Origin of the sequence: Curtobacterium sp. MCBD17_013 (assembly GCF_003234565.1) — a bacterium.
GTDB lineage: Bacteria > Actinomycetota > Actinomycetes > Actinomycetales > Microbacteriaceae > Curtobacterium.
The window spans coordinates 212657-227788 of the sequence record NZ_QKTU01000004.1 but is presented as its reverse complement, the minus strand read 5'-3'; the positions used below and the strand labels follow the sequence as shown (position 1 = coordinate 227788).

The following is a 15132-nucleotide window of genomic DNA, read 5'->3' as shown; positions in this document are numbered from 1 at the left end:
GGTCGCACTGAACGAAGTACGGAGAACTCGTGTTCAGAGCGGTCGCGCGGATCTTGCGCACCCCCGACCTTCGCAAGAAGATCGGCTTCACCCTCGCGATCATCGCGCTGTTCCGCCTGGGGTCCTACATCCCCGCGCCGTTCGTCGACTACGCCAGCGTGCAGTCGTGCCTCGCGAGCGCTTCATCCCAGGGGAGCCTGTACGGGCTCGTGAACCTGTTCTCCGGCGGCGCGCTGCTGAAGCTCTCGGTCTTCGCGCTCGGCATCATGCCGTACATCACGTCGTCGATCATCGTGCAGCTGCTGCGCGTCGTGATCCCGCACTTCGACGCCCTCTACAAGGAGGGCCAGGCGGGTCAGGCCAAGCTGACGCAGTACACGCGGTACCTCACGATCGCGCTCGGCGTCTTGCAGTCGACGACGCTCATCACGGTCGCGCGTTCGGGTGCCCTCTTCGGCAGCTCGGCGTCGACCTCCTGCACGTCGATCATCTCGAACGACAGCTGGTACGCGATCCTCCTCATGGTGGTCACGCTGACGGCTGGCACCGGACTCATCATGTGGATGGGCGAGCTCGTCACCGAGCGCGGCGTCGGCAACGGTATGTCGCTCCTCATCTTCACGTCCATCGCGGCCCAGTTCCCGACCGCGCTCTGGGCCATCGAGCAGTCGCAGTCCTTCGAGCTCTTCCTCTTCGTGATCCTCGTCGGACTCGTGATCATGATGGCGGTCGTGTTCGTGGAGCAGTCGCAGCGCCGGATCCCGGTGCAGTACGCCAAGCGCATGGTCGGGCGTCGCACCTACGGCGGCAACAACACGTACATCCCGATCAAGGTGAACATGGCCGGTGTCGTGCCCGTCATCTTCGCGTCGTCGCTGCTCTACCTGCCGGCGCTCGTCGCACAGTTCAACCAGAAGTCCGACGGGACCGAGCCCGCGGCATGGGTCACCTGGATCCAGAACAACCTGACCTCGGGCGACAACGCCTTCTACATGGTCCTCTACTTCCTCCTCATCGTCGGGTTCACGTACTTCTACGTCGCGATCACGTTCAACCCGGAAGAGGTCGCCGACAACATGAAGAAGTACGGCGGGTTCATCCCGGGGATCCGTGCCGGGCGTCCGACGGCGGAGTACCTGGACTACGTGCTCACACGGGTCACGCTCCCCGGCGCTCTCTACCTCGGCATCATCGCGCTCATCCCGCTCGCCGCACTCGCCTGGTTCGGTGCCAACCAGAACTTCCCGTTCGGTGGTGCCAGCCTGCTGATCATCGTCGGTGTGGGCCTCGAGACCGTGAAGCAGATCGACTCGCAGCTGCAGCAGCGCCACTACGAGGGACTCCTCCGATGAGCGCGCGGCTGATCATCGTGGGCCCGCCTGGTGCGGGCAAGGGCACCCAGGCAGGGCGGATCGCCGAGGCCTTCGGGATCCCGGCGATCTCGACGGGCGACATCTTCCGGCAGAACGTCCGTGACGAGACGCCGCTGGGCATCAGGGTCAAGGCGATCCTGGACGCCGGCGACTACGTGCCCGACAGCCTCACGAACGAGCTCATCGCCGATCGGCTCCGTCAGCCGGACGCCGAGCCGGGGTTCCTGCTCGATGGCTATCCCCGGACGACGGCGCAGGTGGAGTTCCTCGACGGGTTCCTCGCCGAGCAGGGGCAGGCCCTGGACGCGGTGGTGCAGCTCGTCGCCGACCGGGACGCCTTGGTCGACCGGCTCCGCAGGCGTGCGCTCGAGCAGGGTCGCAGCGACGACACCGAGGACGCCATCCGGCACCGGCAGGACGTCTACCTCGAGCAGACGGAGCCCATCGTGGCGGTGTACGCACAGCGGGGGCTCGTCATCGACGTCGACGGTCTCGGCGGTGTCGACGAGGTCGGTGACCGCATCGCCGACGCGCTCGCGACCCGCGGCCTCGGCCGCGCCGTCGCCTGACCGTGGCGCGGTTCCGCCGCCCGTCGCTCTACAAGTCGTCGGAGGAACTCCGGGCGATGGTCCGGCCGGGGCTCCTGACCGCCCAGGCACTGGACGCCGTCCGGTCGGCGCTGCGCGTCGGCATCACCACCGGTGAGCTCGACGCGATCGCGGAGCGTGTCATCCTCGAGGGCGGTGGCGTCCCGAACTTCCAGCTGGTCCCCGGTTACCAGCACACCCTGTGCGTCTCCGTCAACGACGAGATCGTGCACGGCATCCCCGGCGAACGGGTGATCGAAGCCGGCGACATCGTGTCCATCGACGCGGGCGCCGAGGTTGACGGCTGGAACGGCGACAGCGCCGTGACGGTCGTCGTGCCCGGGGGAGACCCGGAGCGGGCCGCGGCACGGACGATGCTCGCGGACGTCACCGAGCGGTCGATGTGGCGGGGGATCGCGGCTCTCGCGACGGCACGGAACCTCAACGAGATCGGCGCGAGCATCGAGGACGCGATCGACGAGACCGGCGCCTGGGGCATCGTCGAGGACTTCACGGGTCACGGCATCGGTCGTTCGATGCACGAAGATCCGCCGGTGTTCAACTACCGGGTGCGGGGCGGGGGTCCCGCGGTCCGTCCGGGGCTCGCGGTGGCCATCGAGCCGATGGTGACCGCCGGCACGATCGACAGCAGCACCGATGCGGACGGTTGGACCGTCCGCACGCTCGACGGCTCGGACGCCGCGCACTGGGAGCACAGCGTGGCGGTGCACGAAAACGGCATCTGGGTGCTCACCGCAGCGGACGGCGGCGCCGCCGCCCTGGCACCGCTCGGGGTGCAGCCGCAGCCCATCGCGTGATCCAGCGCAGTGCGGGAACCAGCGGCGCGGGTGAACCAGCCGCAGTGCGGGAACCAGCGGCGCGGGTGAACCAGCCGCAGTGCGGGAACCAGCGGCGCGGGTGAACCAGCCGCAGTGCGGGAACCAGTGGGCGACGCGACGTCACAGGCCACTCGACGCCCCGGTTCGTCTCATCCGAGGCGGGAGCACGTCACGCCTCCCGAGCCGGGCGGGCGGGCTGCGCCGCGCCTCCCGATCGTTCGCAAGTCAGCGGCGGACCAGCGGGCCGCCCGGCCTGCGACCGCTGTCAGTTGCCGACCGAGCAGGTCTGCTCGGCGGCCGACTGTCCGGTGATCGTCGAGGGCAGCGGCGTCGCAGTCGCGCTCGGCGTGCTCGATGCCGAACTGCCCGCCGAGGACCCGGAGGAGGGTGCACTCGACGTCCCGCTGCTCGACGTCCCGCTGCTCGACGACCCGGAGCTGCCGGTGCCGGAGGAAGACGCGCTGCCGGTCCCGCTCTCGGCCTCGGAGGCACGGCCGGTGCTCGAGTCGGTGAGGCTCGTCTTCGTGTCGTTCTGCAGCGCGACGTTGAGCGTGTGTGCGTCGCTCTGGGAGACGATCACGCGGTTCGCGTCGTAGGGATCGTCGGTCACCGGGTACTGGACGAACAGCATGTCCGCCGTGCTCATGCTCTTGAGGGTCGTGGCGAGTGACACGAGCGTCTGGGCCGAGGCGAGACCATCGGACAAGGTCATGTTCGAGATCGCGGCGCGCGCGAGCTTGTACAGGGTCAGGGGGTTCGACAGCGTGCCGTTCGAGGTCACCTTGCGGAGCAGGGCGGACAGGAACACCTGCTGGGAGCTGATGCGCGCGAGGTCGCTGCCGTCGCCGACGCCGTGGCGGGTCCGGAGGAACTGGAGGGCCTGCGTGCCCTGGAGCGTGTGCGTCCCGGCCGACAGATGGAGGCCCGTGTAGCCGTCGTTGATCGAGTTCGCGACGCAGACCGAGACACCGCCGACCGCGTTCGACATCTCGATGACGCCGTCGAAGGTGATGAGACCGGCGTACGGGATGGAGACGCCGGTCAGGTTCTCGACGGTGTCCACGACGCACGAGACACCGCCGTTGCCGAGCGCCGTGTTGATCTGCGCGGCGGAGGACGCGGGGTAGGACGTCCCCGTGTCCGGGTTCGTGCAGGCGGGGAGGGGCACGACGAGATCGCGGGGGAAGCTCACGGCGGTGAGCTGCGTGTGGTCGGCGGAGATGTGGATGAGGATCGTGACGTCGTTCCGCGCACCCTCGGTGTCGAGCGACTCCGCCTTCTGACCCACGCGGGTGTCGCTGCCGATGAGCAGGATGTTCGCCCCGCCCTTCATCGCCGTGATGGAGGTCTTGTTGGCACTCGCCTGGTCGTCGTCGCTGAGCTTGACCGTCGAGACGGATCCCGTGAGCGTCACCGCGGCGAAGGCCGTGACGGCGACGCTGCTGACGAGGGCGACGCTGAGCACGGACGCGATGACGGTGAGCAGCGTCCGCCAGGAGTTCGGACGACGGAGCCGTCCGTGCCGGGCGATGCCGGGGCGACCGCGACGGCGGCGCAGCGGGGCGTCGGACACGAGGTGGACTCCGTTCGGTGGGCGCATCAGCGCGGGGCATGGGCGGCATCGCGGGTGGCGGAGCATCGCCGGGCGGAGGTGCGCGGCGGCACTCCCGTGGAGAACCGTACGATGGTGCTCCTGTCGCACTCCTGGAAATCGCCGGAGAACCCCTGAAGAGGGGTCGCTGACGGCGCGATCGCGGGTCGCGAACAGGACGCGCCGAGACCGGACCGGACTTGGCAATCGTCCCGCTACCACATAAGATCGATCTTTGGTGTGTCATGCCGTTCGGCGTGGCGCAGGTGACTGCTCCGGCGGTCACCGGTCCGGTCCGCACATCCTGCCAGACCGGACGCCGAACCCGCAGACCGGTTCGGATCACTCCCAGCGACAGCAACCCAAGCGACAGTGAGGCTATGGCCAAGAAAGACGGCGTCATCGAGATCGAGGGCTCGGTGCTCGAGGCTCTGCCCAACGCGATGTTCCGCGTTGAGCTGACCAACGGACACAAGGTCCTCGCGCACATCTCGGGGAAGATGCGTCAGCACTACATCCGCATCCTCCCGGAGGACCGCGTGATCGTGGAGCTCAGCCCGTACGACCTCACTCGCGGCCGGATCGTCTACCGCTACAAGTGATCCTCGCCGGAAAGGAACGGCCCGACGGCCCCGTCGGGTACGAAGCCAGCGAGATCGAGGAATCGACATGAAGGTCAACCCCAGCGTCAAGCCCATCTGTGAGCACTGCAAGGTGATCCGCCGGAAGGGCCGCGTCATGGTGATCTGCAAGAGCAACCCGCGCCACAAGCAGCGCCAGGGCTAGTCCCTCCGCAGCGGCCGGGTGCCGTGCGGGGTCGCCAGGCCCCGCACCGGCTCGACAGCGAACAGCTGAGCAGCACGCACAACTGAACATCGACAACGCAGTGCCAGAACCGATCGGCGACGAACCGACCGGGGACACCTCGGGGCGGAGGCCCGAGCACCGGTACTGCGCCACACCTCCACCGAAAACAGGAGCAGCCAGACATGGCACGTCTAGCAGGCGTCGACATCCCGCGCGAGAAGCGCGTGGAGATCGCACTCACGTACATCTACGGCGTCGGCCGTACCCGTTCCCTCCAGGCGCTCGCCGAGACCGGTATCTCGGGCGACATCCGCGTCAAGGACCTCACCGACGACCAGCTCGTCGCCCTCCGCGACTTCATCGAGGGCAACTTCAAGGTCGAGGGTGACCTCCGCCGTGAGGTGGCCGCCGACATCCGCCGCAAGGTCGAGATCGGCAGCTACGAGGGCCTCCGCCACCGTCGTGGTCTCCCGGTGCGTGGACAGCGCACCAAGACCAACGCGCGGACCCGCAAGGGCCCGAAGCGCACCGTGGCAGGCAAGAAGAAGGCCCGATAGGAGATCACCATGGCTACCCCAAAGACTGCTGCCCGCAAGCCGCGGCGCAAGGAGAAGAAGAACATCGCCGTGGGCCAGGCCCACATCAAGTCGACGTTCAACAACACGATCGTCAGCATCACCGACCCGTCGGGCGCCGTCCTGAGCTGGGCCTCGTCCGGTGCTGTCGGCTTCAAGGGCTCGCGCAAGTCCACGCCGTTCGCGGCGCAGCTCGCCGCCGAGTCGGCCGCCCGCCAGGCGCAGGAGCACGGCGTCAAGAAGGTCGACGTCTTCGTCAAGGGTCCGGGCTCGGGCCGCGAGACCGCGATCCGCTCGCTCCAGGCCGCTGGCCTCGAGGTGGGCTCGATCAACGACGTCACCCCGCAGGCGCACAACGGGTGCCGCCCGCCGAAGCGTCGTCGCGTCTGAGCTAGGAGCTCTCGGCCGCGACCGGACGCCCGCTCATCGAGCGGGGTCGACCGGTCGCGGCCATTCCTGGTCGTTCGATCGCGCACGTCGGTGCGCGTGATCACAACTCAACAGACCCGGCGAGGCCTCGGGCCCCGTCGTACCGCCAAGTGTCATATAGCGGACACTTCGCCGAAAGGAATCCACAGTGCTCATTGCACAGCGCCCCACCCTGACCGAGGAGCCGATCTCCGAGTTCCGCTCGCGGTTCATCATCGAGCCGCTCGAGCCGGGCTTCGGCTACACCCTCGGCAACTCGCTGCGCCGCACGCTCCTGTCCTCGATCCCCGGTGCCGCCGTCACCAGCATCCGCATCGACGGTGTGCTGCACGAGTTCAGCACCGTGCCGGGTGTCAAGGAGGACGTCACCGAGATCATCCTCAACATCAAGAACCTGGTCGTCTCGAGCGAGCACGACGAGCCCATCACGGCGTACCTCCGCAAGCAGGGCGCGGGCCAGGTCACGGCGGCGGACATCTCGGCTCCGGCCGGTGTCGAGATCCACAACTCGGACCTCGTCATCGCCACGCTGAACGACACCGCCCGGTTCGAGCTGGAGCTCACGATCGAGCGCGGTCGTGGGTACGTCTCGGCGACCCAGAACCGCTCCGAGTTCAGCGAGGCCGGTCAGATCCCGATCGACTCGATCTACTCGCCGGTCCTCAAGGTCACCTACCGGGTCGAGGCGACCCGTGCCGGTGAGCGCACGGACTTCGACCGTCTGGTCGTCGACGTCGAGTCGAAGCCGGCGATCACGCCTCGCGACGCCATCGCCTCCGCCGGCCGCACGCTGGTCGAGCTGTTCGGGCTCGCCCGCGAGCTCAACACGGCGGCCGAGGGCATCGAGATCGGCCCCGCGCCGGTCGACGCGGTGCTCTCGAACGAGCTGCAGACCCCGATCGAGGACCTCGACCTGTCGGTCCGCAGCTACAACTGCCTCAAGCGCGAGGGCATCAACACGGTGAGCGAGCTCGTCGCCCTCTCGGAGACGCAGCTCATGAACATCCGCAACTTCGGTCAGAAGTCGGTGGACGAGGTCAAGGACAAGCTCACCGAGCTCGGCCTGTCCCTCAAGGACACCGTTCCCGGATTCGACGGCGCCCACTTCTACAGCGGGTACGACGAGGACGAGTCCAACTGATCCCGTGCCGCTCCTGACGGAGCGCAGCACACCCACCCCCTTCCCACCACTGGAGAACTGACATGCCCAAGCCCACCAAGGGCCCCCGCCTCGGAGGCGGTCCCGCGCACGAGCGCCTGCTCCTGAGCAACCTCGCGAACGCGCTGTTCACGCACGGCCGCATCACCACGACCGAGACGAAGGCCAAGCGCCTCCGTCCCGTCGCGGAGCGTCTCGTGACGTTCGCGAAGCGTGGCGACCTGCACGCCCGCCGCAAGGTGATCAGCATCATCCGGGACAAGTCCGTCGTGCACACGCTCTTCACGGAGATCGCGCCGCAGATGGCCGACCGCCAGGGCGGTTACACCCGGATCACCAAGCTCGGCTTCCGCAAGGGCGACAACGCGCCCCTCGCGTCGATCGAGCTCGTGCTCGAGCCCGTCTCGGGCACGCCCGCTCCGGTGAACCGTCGCTCGAACCGTGCGTCCGGTTCGGCCGCAGCTGGGGCCGTGTCGACGACCGCCGCCGAGGAGGCCGCCACCGAGGAGACCACCGACGACGCCGCCGTCGCCGCGGAGACGACCGAGGCGACCGCGACCGAGGCGACCGCGACCGACGTGACCGCGACCGACGCCGCTGAGGCCGAGAGCACGGACGCCGTCGCGGAGTCCGAGCCCGTCGCCGCCGAGGAGACGACCGACGCGGCCGCCGAGGTCGAGGCGGACGCCGCCAGCAAGGCCGACGAGACCGAGTAGGTCCTCGCCAGCACACCACACGGAGGGCCTCCGCAGCGATCGCTGCGGAGGCCCTCCGTCGTCGGTGGGGCCCCCGGTCCCTAGACTCGACGCGTGACCGGTCAGCCACGCGTCGCCGTCCTCGGCCCGGTGCTCGTCGAGTCCCCGGCAGGGGACCTCGATCCGCTGCCCGGCGCGCTCGCCCGGACGTTCATCGCGGTCCTCGTGCTCGCCCGGGGCAACACCGCCACGACCGAGACGCTCATCGACGAGCTCTGGGGCGACACCCCGCCGAAGGGGGCGCGCGCCGCGCTGCAGACCCTGGTGTCGCGGGTACGGCGGTCGACCGTCGAGGGCGTCGTTGCGTCGACGGGCACCGGCTACCGGTTGGCCCTGGACCCGTCGGCGCTCGACCTGGGACGGGCCGAGCAGGTCGCCGGGCGGATCTCCGACGAACTCCGGACCGATCCAGCCGGCGCGGCCCGCCGGGCATCGGCCGTGCTGGCCACGTGGCGCGGTGAGCCGGGTGCGGACCTCGAGGGACCGGTCGCCGAGGAGCTCGCGGACCGGGCGGCGACCGTGCAGCGGACCCTGCGGCGCGCCCTGGCCCAGGCGCTCTCGGCGTGCGACGACCCCGACGGCGCGGCGCGGCTGTGGGAGCAGGAGGTCGTGGCCCACCCGTTCGACGAGGCTGCGGTCGCGGGGCACATGCGGGCACTCGTCGCGGCAGGACGGGGCGCCGAGGCCCTCACGGTGTTCGCAGGACACCGCGATCGCCTGGCCGAGGAGCTCGGCGCGGACCCGTCGGCGGACCTGGTGCGGCTCAACATCGAGATCCTCCGAGCGACGTCGACGTCGGCCCGGTCCGTGCGGCGCCTCGGTCTGCGCCGATCCCCGACCACGCTCATCGGCCGGGACGCCGAGGTGGAGGCCGTCGAGCGGCTCGTCGAGGAGGAGCGGCTGGTCACGGTCCTCGGTGCCGGAGGCCTCGGCAAGACCCGGCTCGCGCAGGAGGTCGCGGGGCGCACCGCGCCCGACGTCGCCGTCGTCGTCCTCGAGCTCGCCTCGCTCACGGACGGCGCGGACATCGTCCCCGCGCTCGGCGCGGTGCTCGGGATCGCGGAACTCCGCGCCGGACGGTCACTCCGGGACGTCGTGCTCGCGGACCTCCGGTCACGGGTCCTCCGGGCTCTCGGGGAAGCGCCGACCTTGCTCGTGCTCGACAACTGCGAACACGTCGTCGGGGAGGTCGCCGCACTCGTCGTCGACCTGCTCGGCGAGGTCCCGGGCCTCCGCGTGCTCACGACGTCACGTGCCCCGCTCGCGGTGCCGGGCGAGGTGGTCGCACCACTCCCGCCCCTGCCGGTCGAGGCCGACGGCGCCGCCGTCCGGCTGTTCACCGAGCGTGCCCGGGCCGCCCGGCCCGGCGCCGTGTTGCCGGTCGATGCGGTCCGTCGGATCTGCGCCCGGCTCGACGGCTCGCCGCTCGCGATCGAGCTGGCGGCGGCACGCGTCCGCGGCATGAGTGTCGACGAGATCGAGCGACGGCTCGACGACCGATTCGCCCTGCTCCGCGGAGGCGATCGGACCGCGCCCGAACGGCATCGGACGCTGCTCGCCGTGATCGAGTGGAGCTGGCGGCTCCTCGACGACGGCGCCCAGGACCTGTTGACCCGCTTGGCGCTGTTCCCGGACGGCGTCGCGGTGGAGGCGGTCGAGGCCGTCGTGCGCCCGGACCGGGTCGACACGGCGCTCGACGACCTCGCGGAACTCGTCGAGCAGTCGCTCGTCCAGTTGACGGAGCGCGAGGGCGAGCCCGCACGCTACCGGTTGCTCGAGACGGTCCGGGAGTTCGGTGCCGCGCGGCTCACCGAGCGGGGTACGACCGAGGACGTGCGCACGGTGATGATCCGGTGGGGCGCGGCCCACGCCCTCGCTCGGAACGTGCTCCTCGCCGGTCCCGGCCAGCGCCGCGTGTTCCGCGAGGTCGAACGCGAGGTCGACAACCTCGTCGCGCTCCTGCGGTGGTCGCTCGGCCGGGGCGACCACAGGGCGATCGCGCCGATCGCCGCAGCGCTCGGGACCTACTGGTCACTCCGGGGCGTGCACGGGGAGGTCGTGGCGATCGCGCCCGACGTCGTCGCGGCGCTGGCGGGCGGCGCGCCCGACCCCGACCTGCTCCTGCCCACCGTCGTGGCCCTCACCGTCATGGGGGCGTCGTCGGCGTTCACCGACCTCCGGACGGCCGCCGTCGCCGTGTCCGCCTTGCGCCGACTGCGTCGGCAGCACGGTCCGACCGGAGTCCGCCTGGCGGATGCGCAGGCGGAGCTCTTCACCGCGATCGGACGCACCGACCTCGCGATGGCGGCCCTCGCCCGCCTCCGCGACGACGACGATCCCGAGGTCGCGTGCTTCGCCCTGACGATCAGTGCGCCCCTGGCCGAGAACGCGGGCGACGTGGCGGACGCGCTCCGCTACGCCCGCCGGGCGGAGGCGCTCGCGAGCGCCCACGGCGACCTCTGGACGGCGGGAACGGCCGACGTGTCCCGCGTGCAGCTCCTCACCCAGACCGGGCACCCCGAGGAGGCACTGGTCGCCGCGGATCGGGCACGGGAGCGACTGCAGTGGTTCGGCGCGGACGACGACCTCGCCGAGATCAGCTGGTCGATGGGCCTGGCTGCCGCCGCTGCCGGTCAGCCGGACCGGGCGCGCGCCGTCGCGGTCGACCTCGACCTGCCCCGACCGGGCGCCCGACTCGACGACGACGGACTCCAGTTCCGGACGCTCGCGTTCGCCGTCCGGGCGGAGGCCGCCCGCGCCGAGGGCGACGTGCAGACCGCGCTGGAGGAGTACGACCGCGGCTTCGCGTACGTCCGTGACCACATGAAGCAGGCACCGCAGTGGACGCTCATGGTCGCCGCGGCGCGCATCGCTGTCGACCTGGAGGCCCGCGAGCGGGACGGGGGTGCACCGCGCCTCCCGGACGACGGCAGGGCGACGGAGGCGGCCCGGGTGGCCAAGGTCGGCGCGCTCGTCGCGATCCGCATCGGCGCGTGGTGGCTCGACCTGCCGGTGATCGGCGACGCGCTCATCGCGGTTGCCCTGTGGGGGGCCACCACGCAGCGCGTCGAACCGGGTCTCGTCGCGGCGATCTGGGGGACCGCCGTGCGCGTGGGAGCGCGGCAGGACCTCGCCGTGCTCCGGTACGAGCGCGTCCGGGACGTGCTCGCGCGGTGGACGGGACGGGCCGCCCTCGCGGACGCCGAGACGGCCTCGGCCGGTCTGGACCGGGCCGAGGCCGTCGCGCGGGCCCGAGCGCTGCTCGAACAGGTCCGCGTCCCGCGGCGGGCGGAGGCTCAGGCCTTCCGCATGTAGGCGCGGACGGTCAAGGGGGCGAAGACCGCGACGACGACCGCGGCGCCGACGAGCGAGAGCACGAGGTCGCTGCCCACCTGCCCGTGGTTGACGAGGTCGCGCACGGCGGTGATGAGGTGCGAGATCGGGTTCACCTCGCTGAACCACCGGAGCCAGGACGGCAGCGTGTCGGCGGGGACGAACGCGTTCGACAGGAACGTCAGCGGGAACAGGACCATGTTCGAGATGCCCGAGACGCTCGACGCGGTGCGCGCGACGACGCCGAAGAACGCGAACACCCAGCTGATCGCCCAGGCGACCACGACGACGAGGAGTCCCGCGGCGACGACCGACCCCAAGCCGCCCTCGGGACGCAGGCCCATGCAGAACCCGACGACGAACGTGATGGTCGTCGCGATCGCGTAGCGGACCGTGTCGGCGAGCAGCGCTCCGGCGAGCGGGGCGATGCGGGCGATGGGCAGCGACTTGAACCGGTCGAACACGCCCTTGTCCATGTCCTCGCGGAGCTGGACGCCCGTGACGATCGACGAGGTGATGTTCGTCTGGACGAGGATGCCCGGGATGATGATCGGGAGGTAGGCCGTCACGCCGCCGGCGATGGCCCCGCCGAAGATGTACGTGAACATCACGGTGAAGATGATCGGCATGAGCGTGACGTCGAAGAGCTGCTCCGGCGTCCGACGCACCTTGATGAGCCCGCGGTACGCCATGGTGAGCGACTGTCGGACCGTGGCCCCGAGTCCGGAACCGCCGACGCCGGGGCGCGGGGTGACGGTGCGGCGTGTGCTGGTGATGGCGGTCATGCGAGGGTCCCTTCGAGGACGCGGTCGGTGTCGTCGGTCGGGTCGTCCTGCGCGACGCTCCGCCCGGTGATGGTGAGGAAGACCTCGTCGAGCGTCGGCTTCTGCACGCTCATCTCGGCGAGGGAGACGCCCGAGTCGCGGAGCGCGACGAGCAGGTCCGCGACGCGGTCCGGGTCGGCCATCGGTGCGGTGATGCGGGCGCCCTCGGGTGAGACGGCGGCGCCGGCCCCGAGGATCCGCTCGACGATCGCCTGCGCCGCACCGAGCCGGGCGGCGTCCGCGAGCCGGAGCTGCAGGGAGGCGGTGCCCACCGATGCCTTGAGGTCGTCCGCCGTGCCCTCGGCGACGACGCGTCCACGGTCGATGACGGCGATGCGGTCGGCGAGCTGGTCGGCCTCGTCGAGGTACTGCGTGGTGAGGAGCACGGTCGATCCGGTCGCGACGAGCTCGCGGATCGTGTCCCACATCTGCGCACGCGTCCGGGGGTCCAGCCCGGTGGTCGGCTCGTCGAGGAAGATGAGTGGCGGTTGCGCGATGAGGCTCGCGGCGAGGTCGAGCCGCCGCCGCATCCCGCCGGAGAACGCCTTGAGCGGGCGCTTCGCGGCCTCGGTCAGTCCGAAGCGCTCGAGGAGGTCCGAGGCCTTCGCCCGCGACTCGGCCCGACCGAGGCCGAGCAGTCGGGAGAAGATGACGAGGTTCTCGGTCGCGCTGAGCGTCTCGTCGACGGAGGCGTACTGCCCGGTCACGCCGATGAGCCGTCGGACCGCCTGGGCCTCGTGCCGCACGTCGTGTCCGAAGATGCGTGCCTCGCCCGCGTCGGGCTTGAGCAGCGTGGCGAGCATGCTGATGGTGGTGGTCTTGCCCGCGCCGTTCGGCCCGAGCACGCCGTACACGGTGCCCGCCTCGACCCGCAGGTCGACGCCGTCCACCGCACGGTTCTGCCCGAACGTCTTGACGAGGCCGGTCGCCTCGACGGCGAGCGTCGCCTGGTCGTTCATGGGGTGTCCTTTCGTTCGACGGTGCCCATGCTCCGGGCGGGCGCTGACGTGGCACTGACGTGGTGCTGACGCCGGTACCCTCGTTCCGTGACAGACGAGGCCGGCTCCGTGCGTCTCCGGCTCGACATCGCCTACGACGGCAGCGGGTTCGCCGGATGGGCTCGGCAGCCGACCCTCCGGACGGTGCAGGGCGAACTCGAGTCCGCGCTCGAGACCGTGTTCCGGCGCTCCGGTCCGGCGCCCCGCCTCACGGTGGCGGGCCGGACGGACGCGGGCGTGCACGCGACGGGGCAGGTCGCCCACTGTGACCTCACCCCCGAACAGTGGGGGAGCCTCGCTCGACCGCACCGCGGTGCGGCCGGCCGACCCCAGCGGCTGCCGACGGACGCCCTCCTGCACCGCCTGAACGGCATCGCGGGGCTCGACAGTGACGTCGTGGTGACGGCCGTCGCGGTCGCGCCGCCGGGGTTCGACGCCCGGTTCTCCCCGGTCTGGCGACGGTACGCGTACCGCGTCGCGGACCTCGGGGCACCGCGGGACCCGCTCCGCCGCGGCCACACGCTGTGGTACCCCACGCGCCTCGACGAGGGCGCGATGGAGACGGGCGCCCTGACGCTGCTCGGCCTGCACGACTTCGCCACGTTCTGCAAGCCGCGGGAGGGCGCCACCACCATCCGAACGCTCCAGGAGTTCCGATGGCACCGTGAGCCGGACGGCGTGCTCGTGGCGTCCCTCCAGGCCGACGCGTTCTGCCACAGCATGGTGCGGGCGATGGTGGGTGCGTCGCTCGCGGTCGGCGAGGGGCGGCTCGCGCCGCACCGGCTGGCGGAGCTGCGCGAGGAGGCGGTGCGCACGAGCGCGTTCACGGTCGCCCCGGCGAAGGGGCTCGTCCTCACCGAGGTCGGCTACCCGCCCGACGACGAGCTCGCGGCCCGCGCGGAGCAGACCCGGGCCCGCCGCGACCAGGACGGGCACCGGTCGGAGGCCGACCAGGCTCGAGAGGTGGCCATCAGCACCGCCGCGCCCACCGCCGTCCCGGAAGGCCCCGCAGGGTCGGGTGCGGTCGCGGAGCGACGCGCGTGAGCCGGCGCAGGCCCCGGGCCGTCGTCGCGGTCGCACCGGGCGTGGTGTTCGTCGAGGGACCCGTGTCGAACTGGGTCGTGCTCGCCGAGGAGGACGGGGTCGCCCTCGTCGACGCCGGGTACCCCGCCGACGCCGGACTCGTGCTCGACACCATCCGGTACGCGGGACACGACCCGGCCGACCTGCGCCGGGTGTACGTCACGCACGGGCACGTCGACCACATCGGTGGCCTCCCCGCGATCCTGGAGGCCCACCCCGGCGCGACCGTGCTGGCCCACGCCGACGAGGTCGCGGCCGTGCGCGGGCCCGAGCGGGACCAGGCGACGCTCGGCGACATCGGTGGCCGGATCGTGGCGCCGCGGGTGCTCGGCTGGGCCGCCCGTGCCGTCCGCTCGGGCGGCCTCGATCCCGTGACCGTGCCCCCGGTCCGCGCGTTCACGGCTCGCGACTTCGACGAGCGGGCCATCGCACCCCTGCCGGCCCCCGGGCACACGCTCGGGTCGACGGCGTACCTGTTGCCCGCCGCGGACGCGCTCGTCACCGGCGACGCGGTCGTCACGCACCACGACGTGCAGCCCCGGTCGTGGTCGCCGCGGCCGCGGATGATCCGGGCCCTGTTCACCGCGGACACGGCCACCGCTGTGGAGTCGGCCGCGGCGCTGCCCCTGCCGGGGATCGTGCTGCCGGGCCACGGGCCCGCCGTGCACCGGGTCGGTGACCGCTGGGTCCCGATCGGGCACTGAGTCCGTCGAGGTTTGACGGTACCGCCACGCTCCGGTAGTGTCGTCGATTGGTCTGCGCCTCGTGCGTCGGACCCG

15 protein-coding genes are annotated in these 15132 nt (G+C 71.3%); 12 read left to right on the top strand and 3 right to left on the bottom strand.

What is annotated here, in order from left to right; all coding sequences use genetic code 11:
- Positions 1-29 precede the first annotated feature (29 nt).
- The 3 genes from secY to map are packed head-to-tail and all read left to right on the top strand — an operon-like array spanning position 30 to position 2778.
- On the top strand, positions 30-1352 hold the full coding sequence (secY, locus tag DEI81_RS07155) for a preprotein translocase subunit SecY (RefSeq protein WP_111009829.1): 1323 nt from the start codon (positions 30-32) through the stop codon (positions 1350-1352).
- Positions 1349-1942: an adenylate kinase gene (locus tag DEI81_RS07150; protein ID WP_181435195.1), complete on the top strand. Its 594-nt coding sequence runs from the start codon at positions 1349-1351 to the stop codon at positions 1940-1942. The genes secY and DEI81_RS07150 overlap by 4 nt, the downstream gene beginning before the upstream one ends.
- 2 nt (positions 1943-1944) lie before the next feature.
- Positions 1945-2778 (top strand): type I methionyl aminopeptidase, encoded by an 834-nt coding sequence (gene map, locus DEI81_RS07145; RefSeq protein ID WP_111009828.1) that lies wholly within the window; start codon positions 1945-1947, stop codon positions 2776-2778.
- Positions 2779-3064: 286 nt separating this feature from the next.
- Here map and DEI81_RS07140 read toward each other — a convergent pair whose 3' ends face one another.
- The gene (locus DEI81_RS07140; RefSeq protein WP_258368546.1) at positions 3065-4372 is read right to left on the bottom strand and encodes an LCP family protein; all 1308 of its coding nucleotides are present in this window, start codon (positions 4370-4372) and stop codon (positions 3065-3067) included.
- Between the two features lie 398 nt (positions 4373-4770).
- Between DEI81_RS07140 and infA the strand changes: the two genes are divergently transcribed.
- From infA to DEI81_RS07105, 7 genes are all read left to right on the top strand, one after another.
- The gene (infA, locus tag DEI81_RS07135) at positions 4771-4992 is read left to right on the top strand and encodes a translation initiation factor IF-1 (RefSeq protein ID WP_017885509.1); all 222 of its coding nucleotides are present in this window, start codon (positions 4771-4773) and stop codon (positions 4990-4992) included.
- Positions 4993-5059: 67 nt separating this feature from the next.
- Positions 5060-5176, top strand: a complete 117-nt coding sequence (gene rpmJ, locus DEI81_RS07130; protein WP_066517823.1) for a 50S ribosomal protein L36 — start codon at positions 5060-5062, stop codon at positions 5174-5176.
- Between the two features lie 203 nt (positions 5177-5379).
- Entirely contained in the window at positions 5380-5754 is a 375-nt protein-coding gene (rpsM, locus tag DEI81_RS07125) for a 30S ribosomal protein S13 (protein WP_111009826.1), read from the top strand.
- A 9-nt stretch (positions 5755-5763) separates the two neighbouring features.
- Positions 5764-6162: a 30S ribosomal protein S11 gene (gene rpsK / locus DEI81_RS07120; protein WP_055950867.1), complete on the top strand. Its 399-nt coding sequence runs from the start codon at positions 5764-5766 to the stop codon at positions 6160-6162.
- A gap of 187 nt (positions 6163-6349) precedes the next feature.
- The gene (locus DEI81_RS07115) at positions 6350-7342 is read left to right on the top strand and encodes a DNA-directed RNA polymerase subunit alpha (protein ID WP_111009825.1); all 993 of its coding nucleotides are present in this window, start codon (positions 6350-6352) and stop codon (positions 7340-7342) included.
- 62 nt (positions 7343-7404) lie between these two features.
- Positions 7405-8076, top strand: coding sequence for a 50S ribosomal protein L17 (rplQ, locus tag DEI81_RS07110; RefSeq protein ID WP_111009824.1), 672 nt, complete (start codon positions 7405-7407; stop codon positions 8074-8076).
- 93 nt (positions 8077-8169) lie between these two features.
- Positions 8170-11430, top strand: a complete 3261-nt coding sequence (locus DEI81_RS07105) for a BTAD domain-containing putative transcriptional regulator (protein WP_111009823.1) — start codon at positions 8170-8172, stop codon at positions 11428-11430.
- Here DEI81_RS07105 and DEI81_RS07100 read toward each other — a convergent pair.
- Together DEI81_RS07100 and DEI81_RS07095 are read right to left on the bottom strand one after the other, a co-directional pair.
- On the bottom strand, positions 11412-12233 hold the full coding sequence (locus DEI81_RS07100; RefSeq protein ID WP_111009822.1) for an ABC transporter permease: 822 nt from the start codon (positions 12231-12233) through the stop codon (positions 11412-11414). The two genes, DEI81_RS07105 and DEI81_RS07100, sit on opposite strands and share 19 nt — an antisense overlap.
- Positions 12230-13231 carry an ATP-binding cassette domain-containing protein gene (locus DEI81_RS07095; RefSeq protein WP_111009821.1) on the bottom strand — a complete coding sequence of 334 codons (1002 nt, stop codon included), beginning with the start codon at positions 13229-13231 and terminating at the stop codon, positions 12230-12232. Before DEI81_RS07095 ends, DEI81_RS07100 begins: the two co-directional genes overlap by 4 nt.
- Before the next feature lie 87 nt (positions 13232-13318).
- On the opposite strand from DEI81_RS07095, the gene truA reads away from it, so the two are divergent.
- On the top strand, positions 13319-14314 hold the full coding sequence (truA, locus tag DEI81_RS07090; RefSeq protein ID WP_258368544.1) for a tRNA pseudouridine(38-40) synthase TruA: 996 nt from the start codon (positions 13319-13321) through the stop codon (positions 14312-14314).
- Positions 14311-15057 carry an MBL fold metallo-hydrolase gene (locus DEI81_RS07085; protein WP_111009819.1) on the top strand — a complete coding sequence of 249 codons (747 nt, stop codon included), beginning with the start codon at positions 14311-14313 and terminating at the stop codon, positions 15055-15057. The genes truA and DEI81_RS07085 overlap by 4 nt, the downstream gene beginning before the upstream one ends.
- Positions 15058-15132: the final 75 nt, after the last annotated feature.

Excerpts from the sequence above, each read along its gene's own strand:
- rplQ (WP_111009824.1), top strand. The coding sequence starts at position 7,405 with ATGCCCAAGCCCACCAAGGGCCCCCGCCTCGGAGGCGGTCCCGCGCAC.
- rpsK (WP_055950867.1), top strand. The coding sequence starts at position 5,764 with ATGGCTACCCCAAAGACTGCTGCCCGCAAGCCGCGGCGCAAGGAGAAG.
- rpmJ (WP_066517823.1), top strand. The coding sequence starts at position 5,060 with ATGAAGGTCAACCCCAGCGTCAAGCCCATCTGTGAGCACTGCAAGGTG.
- DEI81_RS07100 (WP_111009822.1), bottom strand. The coding sequence starts at position 12,233 with ATGACCGCCATCACCAGCACACGCCGCACCGTCACCCCGCGCCCCGGC.
- DEI81_RS07150 (WP_181435195.1), top strand. The coding sequence starts at position 1,349 with ATGAGCGCGCGGCTGATCATCGTGGGCCCGCCTGGTGCGGGCAAGGGC.
- infA (WP_017885509.1), top strand. The coding sequence starts at position 4,771 with ATGGCCAAGAAAGACGGCGTCATCGAGATCGAGGGCTCGGTGCTCGAG.
- DEI81_RS07095 (WP_111009821.1), bottom strand. The coding sequence starts at position 13,231 with ATGAACGACCAGGCGACGCTCGCCGTCGAGGCGACCGGCCTCGTCAAG.
- rpsM (WP_111009826.1), top strand. The coding sequence starts at position 5,380 with ATGGCACGTCTAGCAGGCGTCGACATCCCGCGCGAGAAGCGCGTGGAG.